Here is an 18,587-nt window from a genome sequence, read left to right on the forward strand (position 1 = left end):
TAACGACCTCCTATAATGAGAGATGAAAGCGTTTTATCTTTCGATGCAACTCATTATTAGGAGGGGTATAATGAAACAGGCGATTCGAACAATCATTCTGTCAGCCGCGATTTTTGCGGTCGCCGCTCTCGTCCGTCCCGAGTATGGAGCGGCGCAGGCGACCGCGGAGTGGAACTGGCAGACGAACGGCAATTACGAAGGGTGGACGCCCGGCAACGATATCGCGAGCTCTTCCGTCACCGACGGAATGCTGCAGGTGACGCTCGGCGGCGCGGATTCGCAGCTAACAAGTCCCGCGGTGTCCATAAACGCGGCCGATAACAAGCAGTTTGTGCTGCAATATCGAAACGGTACGGGAAACGGAACGGCGCAGCTGTATTGGAAAACGACCGGGCACGGGTATTCGGAAGCCTATAGCCTGCCGATCTCTGTGCAGACGGACAACGAGTGGCATGAGCTTCGCGTGCAGCTTCCCGCGTCGTGGACGGGAACGGTTACCGAACTCCGCTTCGATCCGAGTCAGGGAAGCAGCGGCACGTTCGAAATCGATTATATGCGAATTCTAAATACGACGGCGGACCGGTACGATCTGGCCAACGGTTATGTAAAGCTTTCCGGAATTTACGGAGTAATCGATCTCGTTCAGTTCGACCCGACCGGTTCGGGGAGCTACGGCGAGAATCTGCTTGCGGGCAACTTGTATTTGACGGCGAGCAGCGGGACGAACACTCTGCCGGGGTTGGGGACCGCGGTTACCTCCACGATATCCGGAAACACGCTAACGCTGAGCAATATAACGTTCGGGGCATACGGCACGTTGAACGTGACCGGCAGCTGGGTGATCGAATTGGACGGCAACAAGTGGAGCAACACGTTTACGATTACGTCCAATGCGAACAATATTCCGCTTCACAATATCGGATATATTATGCCGATGCAATGGTACGATCCGGGCTTTGACGTGTCGGTGCGCAACCGCGTGCCGTTCGAGTACATGATCGGGGGCGATAACCAGTACCATTCCAGCTATGTCTACAAGCGCGGCGCGGAGAGAACGTACAGCCCCGCGTTCGAACTGCGGCAAAGTCCGCTTTATATTCACGGCGCGAACGGCCATGATTACGATTTGCGTATCGAATACAATCAGCCGACCGTGGAAGTGGCTGTCGGCATCGATTCGATGACCTTCCCGTTTTTTGCGGCGGAAGGGACAGGCTCTCCTTATTTCAAACCGTACGTGCTGAATACGGGCGAAACCTTGGTTCGCGAGTTGAACTTCACGGTCGAGCCAAGCAGCGATTGGCTTCCCGAAGGCTTTCCCGTGTTCGAGGGCACGGATGCCGCGATGACGAGCGCGCTCACCGAGATGTTCTACGAACGCAATTACGAGCGACATATCGGCAGCGGCCCGACCTGGCGGGAGTGGATGGGCACGATTCGCGATTGGCTGCAAGACGAAGCATGGCGAACGGGCGAGAAGTACTCGATGCTCGTCCAGCGGCAAGACCCGGACGGTTACCCCTGGACTTGGGACAACTCTAAGGGGTGGCCGTTTCCGGGCGACGGCAGCGACACGCTGCATCATATCGATACGCCCGCCAACTTTATTCTAGGCGGTTACCGTTACTATGTCGCGACAGGGGATCGGGAGCTGCTATCCACTCAGATCGACCGGATGCGCGCGGCTCTGACTTACATGTTGGACTATTACAACCCTACGAAAAAACTTTTCATCATTACCCAATCCGATCACGAAGGCATTAGCGTAACGGAGAACGGGAGCGATTATTGGGACATCCTGCCGCATGGGTATATCGATGCGTACAGCAACATGCACGGTTATGCGGCTTTGACGGCCATGGCCGAATTGGAACAACTGGTCGGAAATACCGCAAGGGCCACAGAGCTGAACGGCTATGCGAGCGAATTGAAGGCGGCGTACGACACCACCTTCTGGCGAACGAACCACTACATTCAGACGATCGACGTGAACGGAGTAGAGCATGACTACGGCCCAATCTATCTGAACGTAGCCGCGTTCTATTACGGGTTGGGAGACAGCGCCAAAGCGACGGCCTTCTTCAATTGGGCGGAGACGGTGACGACCTCCTCCGGAGAGGCGGACGTGTTCAGCAAGTTCGTATTCGCCCCCCGCGCGACCGTTACGTCCAACCCGAGCAAAGCGCAAGGAGGGTGGTGGGTATCGGCGTGGGATAATTACGGAGCTTACGGCGACCAAATTCAGGACGGAGGCGCTGCGCTGTACACCACGTTCTACGAAATCGCCAGCCGTGCGCAATATTTGGGCGCCAACAATGCCTACGGCCGTTTCTCCGAGATCATCGACCGTTATGCGCTGGACCATCTCAGCGGCGGCAAAACGCTGTATAACGGCGAAACGGTGCAGCACACCTATGCCGGCAGCGTCGGCACTTGGGGAGAATTCCCGGAAAGCGCCCTAGTCCCCGTTGCGCTGCTTCGCGGATTCATGGGCATCAAGATGGACAAGGACGGCTTGCAGATTAAGCCCAATATGCCGTCGTCCGGATTAACGCAAGCCGGCGTAACGAATTTCCGTTATTGGGATATGAACCTGAAGCTCACGGTTTCCAATTCGTCGGTGCGCCTTCAGGCGTTGGAGAACGAAAGCCCGTATACAGACTGGGAAGTTAACGGAACGGCGGTAAGCGGGTTGTTCGACATCACCATTAGCCTCAGTCCCGGAGGCAGCGTGACGTTGACTCGCGAAGCGGGATTGGGCGTTAATCTCGATACCATCGAGTATGACACGATGGTAGGCTGGGCTTCGGGGGATTATTACCCGGTAAGTATTAATGGACGCGGTATCGGGGGGCACAACGGTGACGACGATTCCGTCCGGTATAAATGGCCTCTTCTGAAGGGCAAGAACGTCATTACCGTCAAAGCGGTGAACGCTCCCGGCTCGACCGGCGGATTCCTTGCCGACTTCACGTTGCCGGACGGACGCAAGATTGTATCCGACGCAAGCTGGAAAATCAGGAGTGAACGAGAGGATCGTTACGAAGGTCTGGCCTTGGCGGACGGCAATTGGACGCAAGCGACCAGCCAAGGGGCGTATAGTTCGTCGACACGCGGACCCGTCGTCAACTTCCCGGGCGGATCGGATGCTCATTGGATATGGGATAGCACCGGACAAGCTCCGTGGCTGATGCTTCGCAAGACGTTCAACTGGGATGAGTACTGGAGCTTTAACTATGACGGCGACGAACAGGAATGGGGGGGATTCACGCACCTCCTTGACCGGGAGGTGGCCGGAGGTACGTTTAACGCGGAGATTAGCGGCAACGATCCGAGCATGACCCAATCGATCAACGTCGATGCGGCCAAAAAGAAGCGGTTCGTCGTGCGCATGAAGAACGGTACGGCCAGTACGACCGCGCAACTGTATTGGGCGACCGCACTATCCGGCATGGACGAGAGCAAGCGCGTCGATTTTACGATCGTTGCCAATGATCCGAATTATACGACGTACGAGGTCGATCTGACCGGCCATCCCGAATGGAGCGGCACGATTACGGCTTTACGGTTCGACCCGGCGACGAACGCGACGGGGACGACCAGCATCGATTGGATCGAACTGAAGGCACTGGACGGCGACTTCGACGTGGCCGATCGCGCCGGAATCTCGGCGTCTTCCACGTACAGCAGCGGATGGGAAGCCAGTCAAGCGATCGACGACGATATAGCAACGGTATGGTCCAGTACTGCGCATACCGTGAATGCGACCGAGTGGATTCAGCTTGATCTGGGCAAAGCCCATACGATCGAGCGAGTGCGGTTGAAGCCGCGGCCGGGCGGCAGCGGATTTCCGGTGGATTTCAAAATTCAAACGAGCATGGACGGCGCAACCTGGACGGACGTTCCGGGTCAAGTCTATACCGGTTATTCGAACCCGGGCAGCAGCTTGGAGACGTTCGCGTTCAGCTCGCCCGTGACGGCTAAGCATGTGCGTATTTACGCAACACAGCTCGGCCAAGACGACAATAACAATTACGTGTTTCAACTGAGCGAGCTTTGGGCGGACGACAAGAAGATTTCCGGTTCCCCGTCGTGATTCGGCCATAAACCGAAAGTCGGCGACAATCCGTGAAGAACGAAAACAAAATGGTGGTGCAGATGATCGCCTGCACCGCCGCTTTTGTTAGGCCGGGAGATGAACGAAGTTGGAGAAGCTGCATGTTCAACATCATAGTTTAATGTTGCCTATCATCTATCACGTCGGTTACGAGGATCGGGAGGAGGAGTGGGAGTACCCGGAGGCCGTTCACCAAGGGAAGGTACTTAACGTGCAATACGACTTTTCCCGCAATCACTATGTGCGTTCGCTTCCCTTTCATCTTATCGTGATGGTCCTCAAGGGCAGCGTAACGTATCGTATCGGCGGCGACTCTTATCTCGCGGAAGAAAATAGGGTGATTCATATTCCTGCGCATACGCCCCATCATATCTCCGCGACCGGCGTGCCGCTTAGATATATTTGGATTCATTATCAACTGCTGGTGCCGGAGCAGTCGATCCCGATCATGCCTCTGTCGCCCGGAGACGAAATCTCCGTTTTCAAAGGCGCGGCATCGTTCAAAGAGGCGCTTCCCGAGCTGCCGATCCTGATGAAGCCCCGCAATTACTACACGATTAAAAGTCTGATGAAGTCGATCTTGGAGGAAGTGTGGGCCGAGAAAACCGGATGGTTGCTGGCTTCGCGGTCTTATTTTCAATCGATGATCATGCACCTGTACAGAGAAGTGACGGTAGAGGAAGAACGGAAAGGTACCGGAATTGCCGACCCCCATATCGCGGTCATTATTGAACATATTCATAGCTCGTTTGCCTCCAAGCTGACAGTGGAGGGACTTGCCGCGAAAGCCAACCTGAGCTTGAATTATTTTATCTCCAATTTCAAGAAATGCACGGGTTTTACGCCCGGAGAATATGTCGCCAGAGTTCGTATTCAATATGCGAAAAAATTAATTCGGGAGGGCATTAAAACCGTCTCCGAAATTTCCGATATGGCCGGATTCGAAAGCGTGTCGTATTTCAGCAGGGTGTTCAAAAAAATAGAAGGTCTTACGCCAGGCGAGTTCAAACATACCGAAGTATAAGGAAAGTGATTCTGTTAAAGAAAACGATGATTTTCTGTATATAAATGAAAGCGATTCAAAATTACGATTGTAGTAGGTTAACTCAATACGAATATAGGGGGCAATACAGAAATGAGAAAGAAGCTGATCGGGTCCATTCTACTCTCGCTCGTCCTGGTGATGGCGGCAGGCTGTTCAGGTTCGAATTCCGGCACGAATGCGTCGCAATCGAATGAACCGCAAAGCTCCGCCGAAAGCAAAGAAAAGCGTACGGTCACATTCGCCACGATCGCCGGATATTACACGGATGGATTGAAGGAGGCAGCCCAAGAGTACACGAAGCTGAATCCGGAAACCGAAGTCGTCATCGATGTCATTAAGGATAACGATACGTATCAAGCGAACTTCAAAGCCAAGATGGCGGCGGGAGGGAAGGATGCTCCCGATATCGTTCACATTAATTTGATCGGGGAAACGAGCTCGGCAGATGCGATCGACAAAGGCTGGCTGCTGAAGCTGAACGATTACGTGAACCAACCGAATCCCTACAACGGCGACAAAACCGTATTCGAGGGAATCGATCCCGAATACCACCAGAACACGTATAGCCGGGACGGGGACGTTGCCTATCTTCCATTCGATCTGGTGGGCACAGGATTCTACTACAACAAGGATGTTTTCGCGAAGCTGGGAATTTCCGAGCCGCAAACGTGGGAGGAATTGCTCGCTGCATGCAAGCAGCTGCAAGATGCCGGATATATTCCGATTACGATGCCTTTCGGCTTCGAATCGACGATCACGCAGGCGTTTCTCGACTGGAGCGCCAAAAGTCTTTACCCAGAGTTGTTAATTCAGCCGGGGGATGCCCGCTACAACGAGAAGATCCATAAATTGAATACGAGTATTGCCTACTCTCCTGACAACGGAAACTTCGATTTCGGCGCAAGTTACGATCCGGAAAAGCAATTGCTTGCTCTCAAAAACAAGCAATACGATATGCAAGGAGCTGCCCAACGCAAAATCTGGACGGTCATGAAGGAATTGTCCGCGTATTACCAGCCCGGCTACGCAACGATGCAGGATCCGGACGTCTACCAACTGTTCATTGCGCAGAAAGCGGCGATTTATTGGAACGGCAGTTGGCAGGTGGGAACGCTGCTCGACGATATGAAGAAGCTGGGCGATAAAGCCTTCGCATGGGGAACGTTCAAATTCCCCGAGTTCGCCGAGGCCGACCCGCTATTTCCGGGAAAACCGCGAGGCATTCTCGTGCCGGGCCATCTGCTCGGAATCGCGGATAAGAAGGACCCGGAGCAAGAGAGCCGGACGAAGGATTTCATGATGTACCTTTATTCGCCGGAAGTCGCTCAGAAAGTGTTCGAGACGACGCTTGCGGCAGGACAGTTCGTTCAAGGTCCGAGCCTAGTGCTTGGGGTGAAGCTGCCCGACGAAGTCAACGCCTATCTTACAGGCTTCAAAGTCGATGGCAGCATGGGATACGCGATCGCCAATGCGGTTCCTTCCTCGGACACGAATCAAGCCAAGCAATCCGCGCAATTGAAATACTATGAAGGCAAACTATCGCTGGATGAATTTTTGGCCGAGCAGGACAACATTTTGAACCGGGATATGGATATATATATCAAGGCTCAACAATACGATCTGGATCCGAAGACCAATCCATAAGCTGCACACGGAATTCATCATACAGGCCGAGGGAGAACGCGGTTCTCCCTCGACGGCTTGCTTACATGGAGTGAGATTATGAGCGACAAGCCTCTTCGTCCCGACAGAATCCGATATTGGTTAAAAGCTTATATTTTTATCGTTCCTTCGCTCCTGTTCGTCTTGATCTTTCTCTATTATCCGATGCTGACTTCCATCTATCATTCCTTTACGGACTGGAACTTGGCTCAAGCGAAATGGATCGGTTTGGACAACTATATTCGCATGTTTAACGACAATACGTTTCGAATCGCGCTATCCAATCAACTTCTGTTTACCGTCACGGATATTGTCAAAAGCATCGTATTCCCCTTATTGGCGGCGGAGTTGATTTTGTCCTTGCGAGGAACGAAGCTTCAATACTTGTTTCGTACGGGCTTTGTGATTCCGATGCTTATCCCCGGAATTGTTTTCGTTCTGATCTGGCTGTCCGTTTACAACCCTTCCAACGGATTGCTGAATCATTTCTTGTCTTTTGCAGGTCTGAATTCTCTGGCAAGGCCTTGGCTCGGAGAGAGCGATACCGCGATATGGGCAGTTATCCTCATGGGATTTCCCTATATCACGGGTTTGCCGTTTCTTATCTTTCTCGCCGCGATCGCGGGCTTCAACAAGGAAATTATCGAATCGGCCAGAATGGACGGCGCCAAGTTCCGGAATATTTTTCTTAAAATTCATCTGCCGCTGCTCGCGCCGCAGTTCAAAGTCGTGCTTCTGCTGACGATCATCGGCAGCTTGCAGGACTTTGTGCGAATTATCGTGCTGACCGGAGGAGGACCTGGAGTATCGACCACGGTGCCGTCGCTCATCATGTACAACTCGGCCTTCAAAAACTCCAATTACGGATACGGCAGCGCGGTCGGCATTTTTCTGTTTGTGAGCATTCTCCTCCTGACGCTGTTGGTCTCAAAAATTTTCAAGTCTGAAAGAGAGTGAATCCGGGCTATGAGAAATTACAGAGTTGCAGAAGTCGGTGTCGTTCTCAGCCTGTCGGTTCTACTGCTCCTTACCCTTGTTCCGTTTGCCATGCTATTGTTCCTTTCGTTCAAGGATCATCTCGATATTGTGGTCGACTTCTGGGGAATTCCGGAAGGGCTCAAATGGGAGAACTATTCTACGGCCTGGAGCGCCGTGTCCGGGAGCATCGGCAACTCTCTGTTCGTTTGCTGCGTTACGGTAGCCGGGGCAGTCCTCATTAGTTCGATGGCCGGTTACTCTTTCGCCCGCAACCGTTTCCCGGGCAAAGAAATCCTCTTTATGCTTATTATCAGCGTAATGCTCATTCCGTCCATGTTGAATATCGTTCCGCTATACGCAATTATTTCCCAGTTGAATTTGACGGACTCTTTCTGGGGCTTGATTTTACCCTATATATCGGGAACGCAATTGGTCGGAATCATTCTTTGCCGGACCTTCTTTCAAGGAATTCCGGAAGAGCTGTTCGAAGCTGCGCGAATGGACGGCGCCGGAGAAGCTTATTTGTACTTGCGCATCGCGCTTCCCTTAAGTATGCCAGTTATTGCGACCTTGGGGATCATTACCTTTATTAGCGTTTACAGCGATTACCTATGGCCGCTGATTATATTGAAAGAGCCTCATCTTACTTTTACGATCCAGGCGGTTAATATGACGACCAACGGCAGGCCGGATCTCGGATTATCCTTCGCCGCCTATATCATCGGTAGCTTGCCGATGATTCTGGTCATTATGTTCGGTATGAAATATTTCGTGCAAGGAATTACGTCGGGAGCGCTTAAATCTTGAACCCGCTGCAGAGAAGAGAGGAGAACGCTGCTCAATGGCAAATTTGAAGTACAAAATCGGATTGATCGGAAGTCCCGTCAAGTTTGTCTCATGGACGGAGGAGACGGTAAGATCCATGAAACAAATCGGATTTAACGCCCTGCAGCTGAATATCGCCTGGGGCGGGCGTCCTCACGACGAACCGTTAAATTTGGAGGACGTCGTAGCGTTATCCGGCGAAGCTTCGCTTAAATACGAGCAGGAGATCCCGATAGGCGGCGATTCCTCTTCGGGCGCATGGGAGCGGCGAAGAAACGATCTCAAAGAGCGTATACGGTTGTGCAAGCAGGCGGGCCTGCGCTCCATTTTCCATTTCGGCGCTCCTTACAACGGAAAGGATGGTTATCGAGATCTGCCCCTCGATAATTGCTTGCTGGACGGAGTAACGCCCGACCGATACGTAGCACTGCTCGAACGGTTTAACGAGGAGTTTCCCGGGGTTGACGATCTGTTGCTCTATACCTACGATCAGGATGCCTGGCTGTGCAACGAGTTTGGAACCTGCGAGTCGTGCCGGGGAATTCCTCTGGACGAGCGCGTCGTCCCTTTCGTTAATCTGCTCGCCCGAACGTGGAAGCGGCTGACCGGCGGACGTCTTTGGTGGGAGCCATGGGAATTGTCCGCGGGTCAGGTGTTGAAAGCGATCGAAAAGCTTGACGCGGATTGCGTCAGTCTGGCGCTGCATTCGAATATTGCCGAAGTTACCGCTACGCTTCCGGTAGATCGTTTCTTGAAAAATGCCGCCAATCTTGCGGTCAAACGGAATATCCCGTTTGTGGTTGAAGGTTTCTTTACTTCCGCAACGGAGGAAGTCGAGCCTTACGAACATATCGCTTACCCGCTCGTCACCTTGCGCCAGCTCAGGGCGATAGCCGGTATTCCCGGCGCTGCGGGTGTCAAGGAATACTTCGGTATAGATATGACCAAGCCCGACCCGAATTTACGGGTTACGGAGCTGTTCTTTCGGAATCCCGGCATTGGGGACGACGAAGCGCTGGGGGAGCTCGCCGAACCTTATGGGACGGCAGCCGAAGAAATGAAGGCATTCTGGCGGTTGAGCTCGGAATCGTTCGAGCTGTTTCCGTGGGATGTCTCCTGGTTTGCCCGCAAGATCGGTCTTTGCGACGTGTCGCATTCCATGACTGCCGCGTTCATCCGGGGGCAGCAATGCCACACTCCCTCATGGGATTCCACGCGCCGGGCAATCTTCATGAAAACCGACGATCTTGAGCCGGACCCTTGGATGATCGAGGATATTCAGCTTCGATGCGAATTGAGCGCGGAGCGAGCGACAGCGGCCATTCAAGCAGGACGGAACGCTCTTGAACGGGTTTCTGCGTCGCTTCGAGACATATTCGAGAAAAACTTGGACGAGTTGGACGGTTTCCAGAGGCGGGCTATGTCCTATGCGTATCATTTGCGGGAAACGAATCTGGTTCGCATCATCCGCTCTTATCGCGAAGACCATCGGGATGTGCCGGAGCGGCTTCTTGCCGAACTGACGGCGTTATTGAAAGAGGATCAACAAAACCAACGATCGACAGAACCGATTCAAACCGTTCTCGGGGTGCTCGAGGAAGATTTGGACGAATTTCTTGATCGTTACTTTCTTACGCCCGATCGGAATGACTGGGTGAAGGGACCGCACAGTTTAACCTCTCGCTGATTAGCTTTATGGCATGGAATGGATGTATCGAGACGGGCCAAAAAATTCGGTTAGCGGTGGTCGGCGGACACAGAAGGGTCGCATCGGGAAGCGCGGGTTGATACAGCTCAGAAAGAAGGGGATCATTTCAGTGGCAAAGGTTCTTAAGATGGGGAAAAGCCAAACGGAAGCGGAAGAGCAGGAGCTTAAGGTTTACGAAACGGTACGAGGCATTCTGAAACAGGTGAAGAAGAACGGAGATCAAGCGATACGCGAGCTATCCCGGCAATACGACAATTGGTCTCCGGAGCAGTTCAGACTGAGCCGACGGCAAATTGACGAAATTATCGCCAGAGTACCCGAGCAAACCAAGACGGACATTCGCTTCGCCCAGGAACAAGTACGCAATTTTGCGGAAAAGCAACGAGCTACGATTCGCGATCTGGAGATAGAGACGTTGCCCGGAGTCGTTCTGGGACATCGCAATATTCCGGTTAATAGCGTAGGTTGTTACATTCCGGGCGGACGATATCCGATGGTGGCGTCGGCGCATATGAGTATCCTTACCGCCAAAGTAGCCGGCGTAAATCGGGTCATTGGCTGTACGCCGCCGATAAATGGCGAAATTCCGGAAGCCACGGTTTGCGCAATGGATTTTGCGGGGGCGGATGAGATTTATATTGTCGGCGGAGTGCAAGCGATGGCGGCTATGGCGCTGGGCACGGAAACGATCGAGCCGGTGGATATGATTGTCGGTCCGGGGAACGCCTACGTGGCCGAGGCCAAGCGGCAGCTGTACGGCCAAGTCGGCATTGATCTGTTCGCGGGTCCGACGGAGGTCATGATCATTGCCGATCACACAGCGGACGCGGAGATGGTAGCCTGCGACATTCTTGGCCAATCCGAGCACGGGCCGACTTCGCCTGGGGTACTGATTACAACTTCGGAGAAGCTTGCGCATGAAACGCTACTCGAGATTGAGAGACAGCTTATGAATTTGCCGACTGCGGACATCGCAAGCGCAGCCTGGAACGATAACGGGATGATTATTGTGGTAGACAGTCTGGAAGAGGCTGTAATCGAAGCCGATAAATTGGCCTACGAGCATGTGGAAGTGCTGACCGAGAATCCCCGATATTTTCTGGAGCGCCTGACGAACTACGGCGCATTGTTCCTGGGGCCGGAAACGAATGTGGCTTACGGGGACAAAGTGATTGGCACCAATCATACGCTGCCGACCAGAGGGGCGGCAAGGTATACCGGAGGGCTGTGGGTGGGCAAGTTCCTCAAAACGTGTACTTATCAATCGTGTACATCGGAGGCAAGCGCACTGGTCGGCGAGTACGCGGCCAGGTTGTGCGAGATCGAACGCTTTATGGGGCATAGGGAGCAGGCGCTTCTGCGTGTCCGCCGATATGGTCGTTCCTAGTTGTCCGCCGACTATCAGATTATGCAATCGGAGGCTCGCATGAACTTGGGGCTGTCCTATAAGTAGGGACAGCCCCAAGGCGGGCGAGGTTCTAAAATAAAGGAACGATGACCGGCTCGCCATTGTTCATGGCCGATTCATGAGCGCAAATGCCGGCGGCCGTAATGTTGCCTCCAAGCACCTCGTCGATCCACGGCTTGCGGTTTTCGATAATGCTGGAGACGAATTCGTGCACAAGATGAGGGTGCGAGCCGTGATGGCCCGCGCCCGCGCCTTTCTGAAGAGACTCCTGCGGGTTAAGCGGATCGTAGTTGCCGCCGACCGTAAAGCGCTGAATCTCTGGCGGAAGCGATTGATGATAGTTAGGCATTTCCACGATTTCGACGGTCATGTTACGCCCGCGTCTGCCGTCGACCGCCGGAAGCGCCGTTGTAACGTAAGGTTTGTCGCTGTCCTTGAAGCCCCATTCGAAGCTCTTGCTGCTTCCGTATACGAACATGCCCTCCTGATATTCCCGCGCAGTTTCAAACAGAGAACGAGTCGCTTCGCCCTTTAACCCGTTTTCGAACTCAAAATGGGCGCTTTGAACAGGAAACGGGTTGCCGTACCGCTTCGTTAACTGTTCTTCCATCGTTCCCGAGCCTACGCAGCTGACCCGTTTAATTCTCGATCCGGAGAGGGCGACCATCGGCCCAATGGCGTGAGTGCCGTAATACATCGGCGGAAGGCCGAGCCAATAGTCCGGCCAGTTGGCCATATCCTGATAATGGGTGCCGCGCAGGAATTGAATTCTGCCAAGCTCGCCGCTCGTTATCATCTGTTGGGCGTAAAAGAACTGATAGGTGTAGAGGGTGGTCTCCATCATCATATAATTTTTGCCCGATTTGCGCGTCGCTTCCGTGATGCGGCGAATGCCGTCAAGGGAGATCGCCATAGGTACCGTACAAGCGCAGTGCTTGCCGCTTTCCAACACCTGTACGGTTTGTTCCTCGTGCTGAGGAATCGGCGTGACAAGGTGAACGGCGTCTATCGAATCGTCGCGGAGAATTTCGTCGAAGCTGTCATAGGTTTTGGCGATGCCATAGTAGCTAGCAGTTTTTCTCGTCAGCTCGCTGCTTGCGTCATAGATGCCGATCGTTCCTACGTTGGGATGATGCTGATAGATCTCGCCGAAAGCCCCTCCGAACCCTAATCCTACCAGTGCCACGTTAATCTTTTTCATTGTTGTCCCTCCCAGCGAATTTATCTCAATAGTAGAGCGTTTGAGCGGAAAAACACATTGATAAATCGGGCCGAAGCATGTATAAAATGTATTAATGAGATATTTATGGAGGGGCAGCGATTGAAGCAAATGTATCGAATCAATGAGAACAGAATCATTGGCAGCGCCAATCGCAATGTTTACGTAAATGAAACCCTGCACCCGAACAGGGTGATGAAGGAGCATGATTTTGTTTATATTGAAGAGGGGTATTGGGAGATCTATCAGAACGATCAGTGCTATAAGCTGTATCCGAACGACGTCATTCTGCTTCGCGCCGGGGAGCATCATTACGGATTAACGCCTTGCAGCCCCAATACGAAGACAATGTATTTGCATGTAAATTATGATGAGCAGGATCATACGGTCATGAGTGAAGGAGCAGAAGGAGCCGCTACTCATGTTGGACTGAATACGGTGATCCATTGCCAGGGCAGCTCGAAAGTCAAAGAGACTTTTCAGCAAATTGTGTACACGTATCTATCCGAAAACCCGTATAAGAACGAGAAGCTGTCCGTCCTCTTTAATCTGCTGCTGTTGGAATTATACGAGCATGCCGCTGTTGCAATGGATAAACCGAATATGGCCGAACGAATTGTTGAGTTTATTCATCAGCATCCGCAGCGTTTTTTTACGGCCAAGCAGCTGTCGGAGGAATTTTATTTGAATGAACGCACAATAATGAAGCATTTTAAGGCGCAATACGGCAAAAGCATATACGTCTATCAGCTCGATCAGAAGATGGAAGCGGTGCGCCTGTTCTTATTGAACCATCCCGATATTAAACTGCATGAAGTCGCGCTGAATTTCGGATTTTACGATGAATTTCATTTGAGCAAGACGTTTAAGAAGAAATTCAATGTTTCTCCGAGTCAATACCGTTTGCAAATCGCGGATCAAACAAATGAATAGATTCCAACTGTGATGTTACGCAGGCTGCAAGCGTGCTGACCAAGCCTAGAGCGCCCAAACGCAATTGTTGGGCGGCTGCAAGAGTGCTGGCCAAGCTTAGAGCGCCCAACTGCGATGTTATGCGGCTGCAAGAGTGCTGGCCAAGCTTAGAGCGCCCAACTGCGATGTTATGCGGCTGCAAGAGTGCTGACCAAGCTTGCAGGTTTCTGATGCTTTCCTTTCTACTCCTTAATCGACCCAATCAACAATCCCCGAATAAAATAGCGCTGAAGGAAAGGATAGAACAGCACGATCGGACCGATCGTCATAATGGCCGTCGCCATTTTGACCGATTCGCTGGGCAGTTGGGCCGCTCCCATGCCGGATACGGTAGCCTGCATTTGCTGGATCATGCTGATCTCGGAGTTCAGCTTGAAGAGCAAATACTGCAAAGGATACAGCTCGGTTTTGTCGACCAGCATGATGGCGTTAAACCAGTTGTTCCAGTAGCCGATTCCGTAAAACAAGGTAATGGTCGCCAGCACCGGCATGCTTAACGGCAGGAAGATGCGGAAAGCGATGAACAGGTCGCCCGCCCCGTCGATTTTGGCCGCCTCGATCAGCCCGTCCGGAATTTGCTTCATATAGTTGCGCACCAGAAACAGATTAAAGGGCGAGAAGACGAGCGATGGAATAATAAGCGCCCACAGCGTATTTTTCAAGCCTAGCCCCGTACTCATCATATACCACGGCACAAGCCCCGTATTGAACACCATCGTAATAAAGAAGAACATTGCCAGATGATTGCGATATTTGACATGCTTGGCGGCCAGCGTATAGCCTGCCAGTGAAGTCATCAGAACGGCTAGCAGCGTACCGATGACAGTTACGGCAATTGATACGGTGTAGCTCTGGAGCAGCGGCGAATTTCCGGAGAATAGCAGCTTATAGGCTGCGGTAGACAACTTCTCCGGAAAGAAGCTGTAGCCGTTGGCGCTAATGGAGCTTTCATCCGAGAAGGACACGATGAGCACAAGCAGCAGCGGCAGCGTGCACAGGATGGCAACGCCTGAAATGACGATTACGTTCACATAATCAAACCAGGTTTTTTTTGGCATGCGGATGTATTCCTTCCTATTTAAAATAAGGAATTGTCGGGGTTTTTCTTACGGACGATCCAGTTGACGCCAAAGACGAGAATGAAGCCGACTACGGATTGATAGACGCCGACAGCCATCGCTTGAGACGGATTGCCGATCGTGCGCAGAGCTCTGAACACATAAGTATCGATAACGTCGACGGTCGGATACAGCAGCCCGTTGTCTTTAATGATGGCATAGATCATATCGAAGCTTCCGTACATGACTTTCCCCAGCGCCAGCAGGGACAGAATCGATACCGTAGGCATGAGCAGAGGGAGCGTAATGCGCCGGATTTGCTGCCAGCGGTTGGCGCCGTCTATTTGCGCAGCTTCGTATAGCGTTCCGTCGATACCCGTTATGGCCGCCAAGTAAATGACGAGCGAGATCCCGACATCCTTCCATATGTTCGCTCCCACCAGAATCGCCACCCAATATTGCGGAGAAGAGTACCAGTTCACCGGCTCCATCCCGAGTACGACGAGCGCTTTGTTCACTAATCCGAAGTTGGTGGCAAACAAGCTGTAGATGACATAGCCGATAATGACCCAGGACAGGAAGTTTGGAAAAAGAATCGTCGATTGCGTAATTTTCGAAAACCATTTGTTCTTCAGCTCGTTAAACAGAATGGCCAACGCCAGAGCGCACAGCGTACTGAAAACGATAAACAATACGTTAAGCCGCACCGTGTTAAAGGTAACCTGCCAAGCTCGGTCGGAAGCAAAGAAGAAATGAAAGTTTTCCCACCATACCCACTGTGAACGCCATATCCCCAGCTTGTAATTAAATTTCTGAAAGGCAATCAGCATATAAGGGAGCGTTAGGTAGCCAAAAATAAAGGTGTACAAAGCCGCGGGCATCGCAAGGAGGTAAGCCGAACGGTTGCGGCCGAGTTCCCGGACAACGGCCAACAAGCTGCGCCCTATTCTCAAATGGATCATCTCCTGTCGGGGGTGTTTGTTTACACTGTAAGGAACGGGCGGGGGGGAGTAAACTTTGATTCCATGCAAAGCCGCTACTTTCCGAGAGAAACGGGCTTTGAATTTCTGAAATCCCTACAATTTTATTGAAAGAGGATGAAATAGGAGACAATTTATATATAATGAAGGGGCTAAGCGGGTGAACCAAGCATTCTGTAGGCGGGTGATGATGACATTGAAGATGAAATCAAAGCTGCTACAGTACCAGGCGTATCGCAGCATGCTCTTAAGCTTTATTTTTCTGGCCTCTGTCCTGGTAGCCTTGATCTGTGCGACGCTGTTTACGCTATTTGCCCACAGTTCGTCGCGAGATGTCGGGAAAATTTCCGAGTCGATGCTCGGCCAGACAAGCTATGCCGCCAACATTATCGAAGAGCAGGTTTACGAGATCGGGAATCATCTGCTCAGCAATCGGTCGATGGTGACCTCGATCTATTCGAAGGAAGTCGATTATATTGAAGAGTTTTATACGGTAAATGCGCTGAAAAACATTGAAGCGACTTACCCGTTTATCGAATTCATTGGCTTATACAACGGCTATACGGATCGTTATATCAATTCGAAGGGCATTACGGCTGAGTATGAGCGGGAGCTGCTAGAGCAGCTCGATACCGCGGACAAAAAGTACGGGATTTTTTTCCCGCGCACCCTAAGCAGTCCCGGTCTCGGCGGGGAGAAACGATTGCTGACGTTCGTGCTGCAGCCGGGCTTTAATTCGTATTTGCCCAAGAAGGGCGCGATTGTCATTAACGTCAACGCGGACTACATGCGGCAGTTGATCGGCGGGCTGCAAAATAAAAGCTCCAGGTATTTGATCGCGATGAATACGGAAGGCGTCGTTCTCAGCCATTCTAATGAGGCGTATTTTCTGGAAAACTTCAGCGAACAGGATTATGTGCAGCGAATTCTTCGGGACAATGCCGATTCCGGCAGCTTCAGCGCTGCGGTCGACGGGCAGAAGAGCCTGGTCAGCTTCGTCAAATCGGAGGAGCTTCATTGGTATTTTGTCAGCGTGAGTCCGGTAAAGGATCTTTTTTTTAATTTGAATAACGTTAAAGTGCTTACCTTAACGGTGGCCTTTATTATTTTCGGGATCGGCATCTTCCTGTCCATTTGGCTGACCAATCAGATGTACAACCCGATTCAGCGACTGTATCAGAAAATTACGGGAGCCGCTGCCGGCGGCAGATCGGCGTCGGAGGCCAGCAAGCGGATAAACGAGTTTTATATGATCGACGAGACATACTCCAGCATCGCCCGTAAGGTGACCGAAATGGAGCCGGCCGTGGCCGTCGCCCGCAAAAGCGGTCTGTTCAAGTATTTGACCGGCAGCCAGACCGATCTGACCGACCGGTTTTCCGAGCCGCCGGCGGGTCCGTATTTTAACGTCGTCGTGCTGGTGATCGATCGTCTGCAGCAGTTTAAGCAGGAGCATTCCGAGCATATGCAGTCGCTGATCCGTTTCGGGATTTGCAACATTGCCCAGGAATGGCTGGCCGGAGACGAGGCGTGCAGCGAGTGCGAGGTCGTCATTATTAACGAGCATGAGATCGGGATTTTGCTGCAGTTAAAGGATGCCGGCGATCCGCCCGAATTGACGCTGCGGCTGCTGGAAATCCAGCGAACGGTGCAGAGCTATTTTAAAGTATCGCTGACGGTCGGAGTCGGCCGCACTCATCAAGAGCCGGAGCAGATCAGAAATATTTATCTTAAGGCGAGGGAAATGACGTATAAGCGCTTTTTCCAGGGACCGGGACTGCTCTATAAGGACGAGCCTGCTGACGATTCCGCAGCGTCCGAGATGGAATATCCGGAAGGGCTGGAGAAGAAGCTGATCGAAGCGATCCGAATGAATCAGGCGCAAGCGGCAGTCCGCATCATAGATCAGTTTATCGCCTCGCTGCACGGAGCGGACTATCATCATGCGCTCTATATGCTGCAGCAGCTGCTGACGGAGTTAAACAAGCCATATAATCTGATGGGCTCGGCCGTCGGCGAGCAGCGGGAATTGTTCGCGCGTATGGCGTTTCACGCCGTTTCCTATGAAACGCTGGAGGCGTTTGCGGCGGATTTGGCGGCCTTGTGCCGCTGCATCTGCGAACAGATGGAAGCCAAGGCCAAAAACCGCAGCACGGAGCAGATGAGCACGATCAAAGCGTATATCGATCAAAATTATTGGAAGCCGGACATTTCCGTCGATTTTTTGGCCGATTATGTCGGTCTAACGCCAGGCTACTTGGGCAAGCTGTTCAAAGCGCAGTATCAGCAATCGGTTAACGATTATTTGAAGGACGTTCGACTGGAGTTGGCGAAGCGAATGCTGCTGGAATCGACGGAATCGGTCCAGGCGATTAGCGAGAAGGTCGGCGTTCATAATACGACTTACTTTTTTACGCTGTTCCGGAAGAAGTACGGCATGTCGCCCGTGCAGTATCGCAACGATGCGATCCTCCACCGCAATCAGGAGGCGGAACCCGGAGAATAGCGGGCCATTCTCATAAAGTGAATGAAATCGAATTAAATCTAGCGGCGGTTGCAGCCGAATTAAAGGGATTCGCAATTTTTGAAGTTTACCCGCGCTTGCCGCCTTGATT

12 protein-coding genes are annotated in these 18,587 nt (G+C 52.2%); 9 read left to right on the forward strand and 3 right to left on the reverse strand.

Annotated features, from left to right (window positions below):
* Positions 1 to 70: 70 nt before the first annotated feature.
* The 7 genes from DFP98_RS23110 (at position 71) to hisD (ending at position 11,722) form a co-directional block, all read left to right on the forward strand.
* The gene (locus tag DFP98_RS23110; protein WP_181917888.1) at positions 71 to 4,096 is read left to right on the forward strand and encodes a discoidin domain-containing protein; all 4,026 of its coding nucleotides are present in this window, start codon (positions 71 to 73) and stop codon (positions 4,094 to 4,096) included.
* Between the two features lie 109 nt (positions 4,097 to 4,205).
* Positions 4,206 to 5,141, forward strand: a complete 936-nt coding sequence (locus tag DFP98_RS23115; RefSeq protein WP_116062978.1) for an AraC family transcriptional regulator — start codon at positions 4,206 to 4,208, stop codon at positions 5,139 to 5,141.
* Between the two features lie 111 nt (positions 5,142 to 5,252).
* Positions 5,253 to 6,806: an ABC transporter substrate-binding protein gene (locus DFP98_RS23120; protein WP_116062979.1), complete on the forward strand. Its 1,554-nt coding sequence runs from the start codon at positions 5,253 to 5,255 to the stop codon at positions 6,804 to 6,806.
* Positions 6,807 to 6,884: 78 nt separating this feature from the next.
* Positions 6,885 to 7,781 carry a carbohydrate ABC transporter permease gene (locus DFP98_RS23125; protein WP_116062980.1) on the forward strand — a complete coding sequence of 299 codons (897 nt, stop codon included), beginning with the start codon at positions 6,885 to 6,887 and terminating at the stop codon, positions 7,779 to 7,781.
* A gap of 9 nt (positions 7,782 to 7,790) precedes the next feature.
* The gene (locus DFP98_RS23130; RefSeq protein ID WP_116062981.1) at positions 7,791 to 8,609 is read left to right on the forward strand and encodes a carbohydrate ABC transporter permease; all 819 of its coding nucleotides are present in this window, start codon (positions 7,791 to 7,793) and stop codon (positions 8,607 to 8,609) included.
* 34 nt (positions 8,610 to 8,643) lie between these two features.
* Entirely contained in the window at positions 8,644 to 10,314 is a 1,671-nt protein-coding gene (locus DFP98_RS23135) for a hypothetical protein (RefSeq protein ID WP_116062982.1), read from the forward strand.
* A 130-nt stretch (positions 10,315 to 10,444) separates the two neighbouring features.
* Positions 10,445 to 11,722, forward strand: a complete 1,278-nt coding sequence (gene hisD, locus DFP98_RS23140) for a histidinol dehydrogenase (protein ID WP_116062983.1) — start codon at positions 10,445 to 10,447, stop codon at positions 11,720 to 11,722.
* 91 nt (positions 11,723 to 11,813) lie between these two features.
* On the opposite strand, the gene DFP98_RS23145 is transcribed toward hisD, so the two are convergent.
* Positions 11,814 to 12,944 (reverse strand): Gfo/Idh/MocA family protein, encoded by a 1,131-nt coding sequence (locus DFP98_RS23145; RefSeq protein WP_116062984.1) that lies wholly within the window; start codon positions 12,942 to 12,944, stop codon positions 11,814 to 11,816.
* Positions 12,945 to 13,073: 129 nt separating this feature from the next.
* On the opposite strand from DFP98_RS23145, the gene DFP98_RS23150 reads away from it, so the two are divergent.
* On the forward strand, positions 13,074 to 13,895 hold the full coding sequence (locus DFP98_RS23150) for a helix-turn-helix transcriptional regulator (RefSeq protein ID WP_246016664.1): 822 nt from the start codon (positions 13,074 to 13,076) through the stop codon (positions 13,893 to 13,895).
* Between the two features lie 221 nt (positions 13,896 to 14,116).
* Here the strand turns inward: DFP98_RS23150 and DFP98_RS23155 are convergent, their stop codons facing one another.
* Together DFP98_RS23155 and DFP98_RS23160 are read right to left on the reverse strand one after the other, a co-directional pair.
* A complete protein-coding gene (locus tag DFP98_RS23155) occupies positions 14,117 to 14,992 on the reverse strand; it encodes a carbohydrate ABC transporter permease (protein WP_116062986.1) in 876 nt (291 codons plus the stop codon).
* 20 nt (positions 14,993 to 15,012) lie between these two features.
* A complete protein-coding gene (locus DFP98_RS23160; protein ID WP_342772504.1) occupies positions 15,013 to 15,873 on the reverse strand; it encodes an ABC transporter permease in 861 nt (286 codons plus the stop codon).
* Between the two features lie 301 nt (positions 15,874 to 16,174).
* Between DFP98_RS23160 and DFP98_RS23165 the strand changes: the two genes are divergently transcribed.
* Complete coding sequence (locus tag DFP98_RS23165; protein WP_246016665.1) at positions 16,175 to 18,478, forward strand: helix-turn-helix domain-containing protein; 2,304 nt, start codon at positions 16,175 to 16,177, stop codon at positions 18,476 to 18,478.
* Positions 18,479 to 18,587: the final 109 nt, after the last annotated feature.

The organism is Cohnella phaseoli, assembly GCF_003386235.1.
In the GTDB taxonomy this organism is placed as follows: domain Bacteria; phylum Bacillota; class Bacilli; order Paenibacillales; family Paenibacillaceae; genus Cohnella; species Cohnella phaseoli.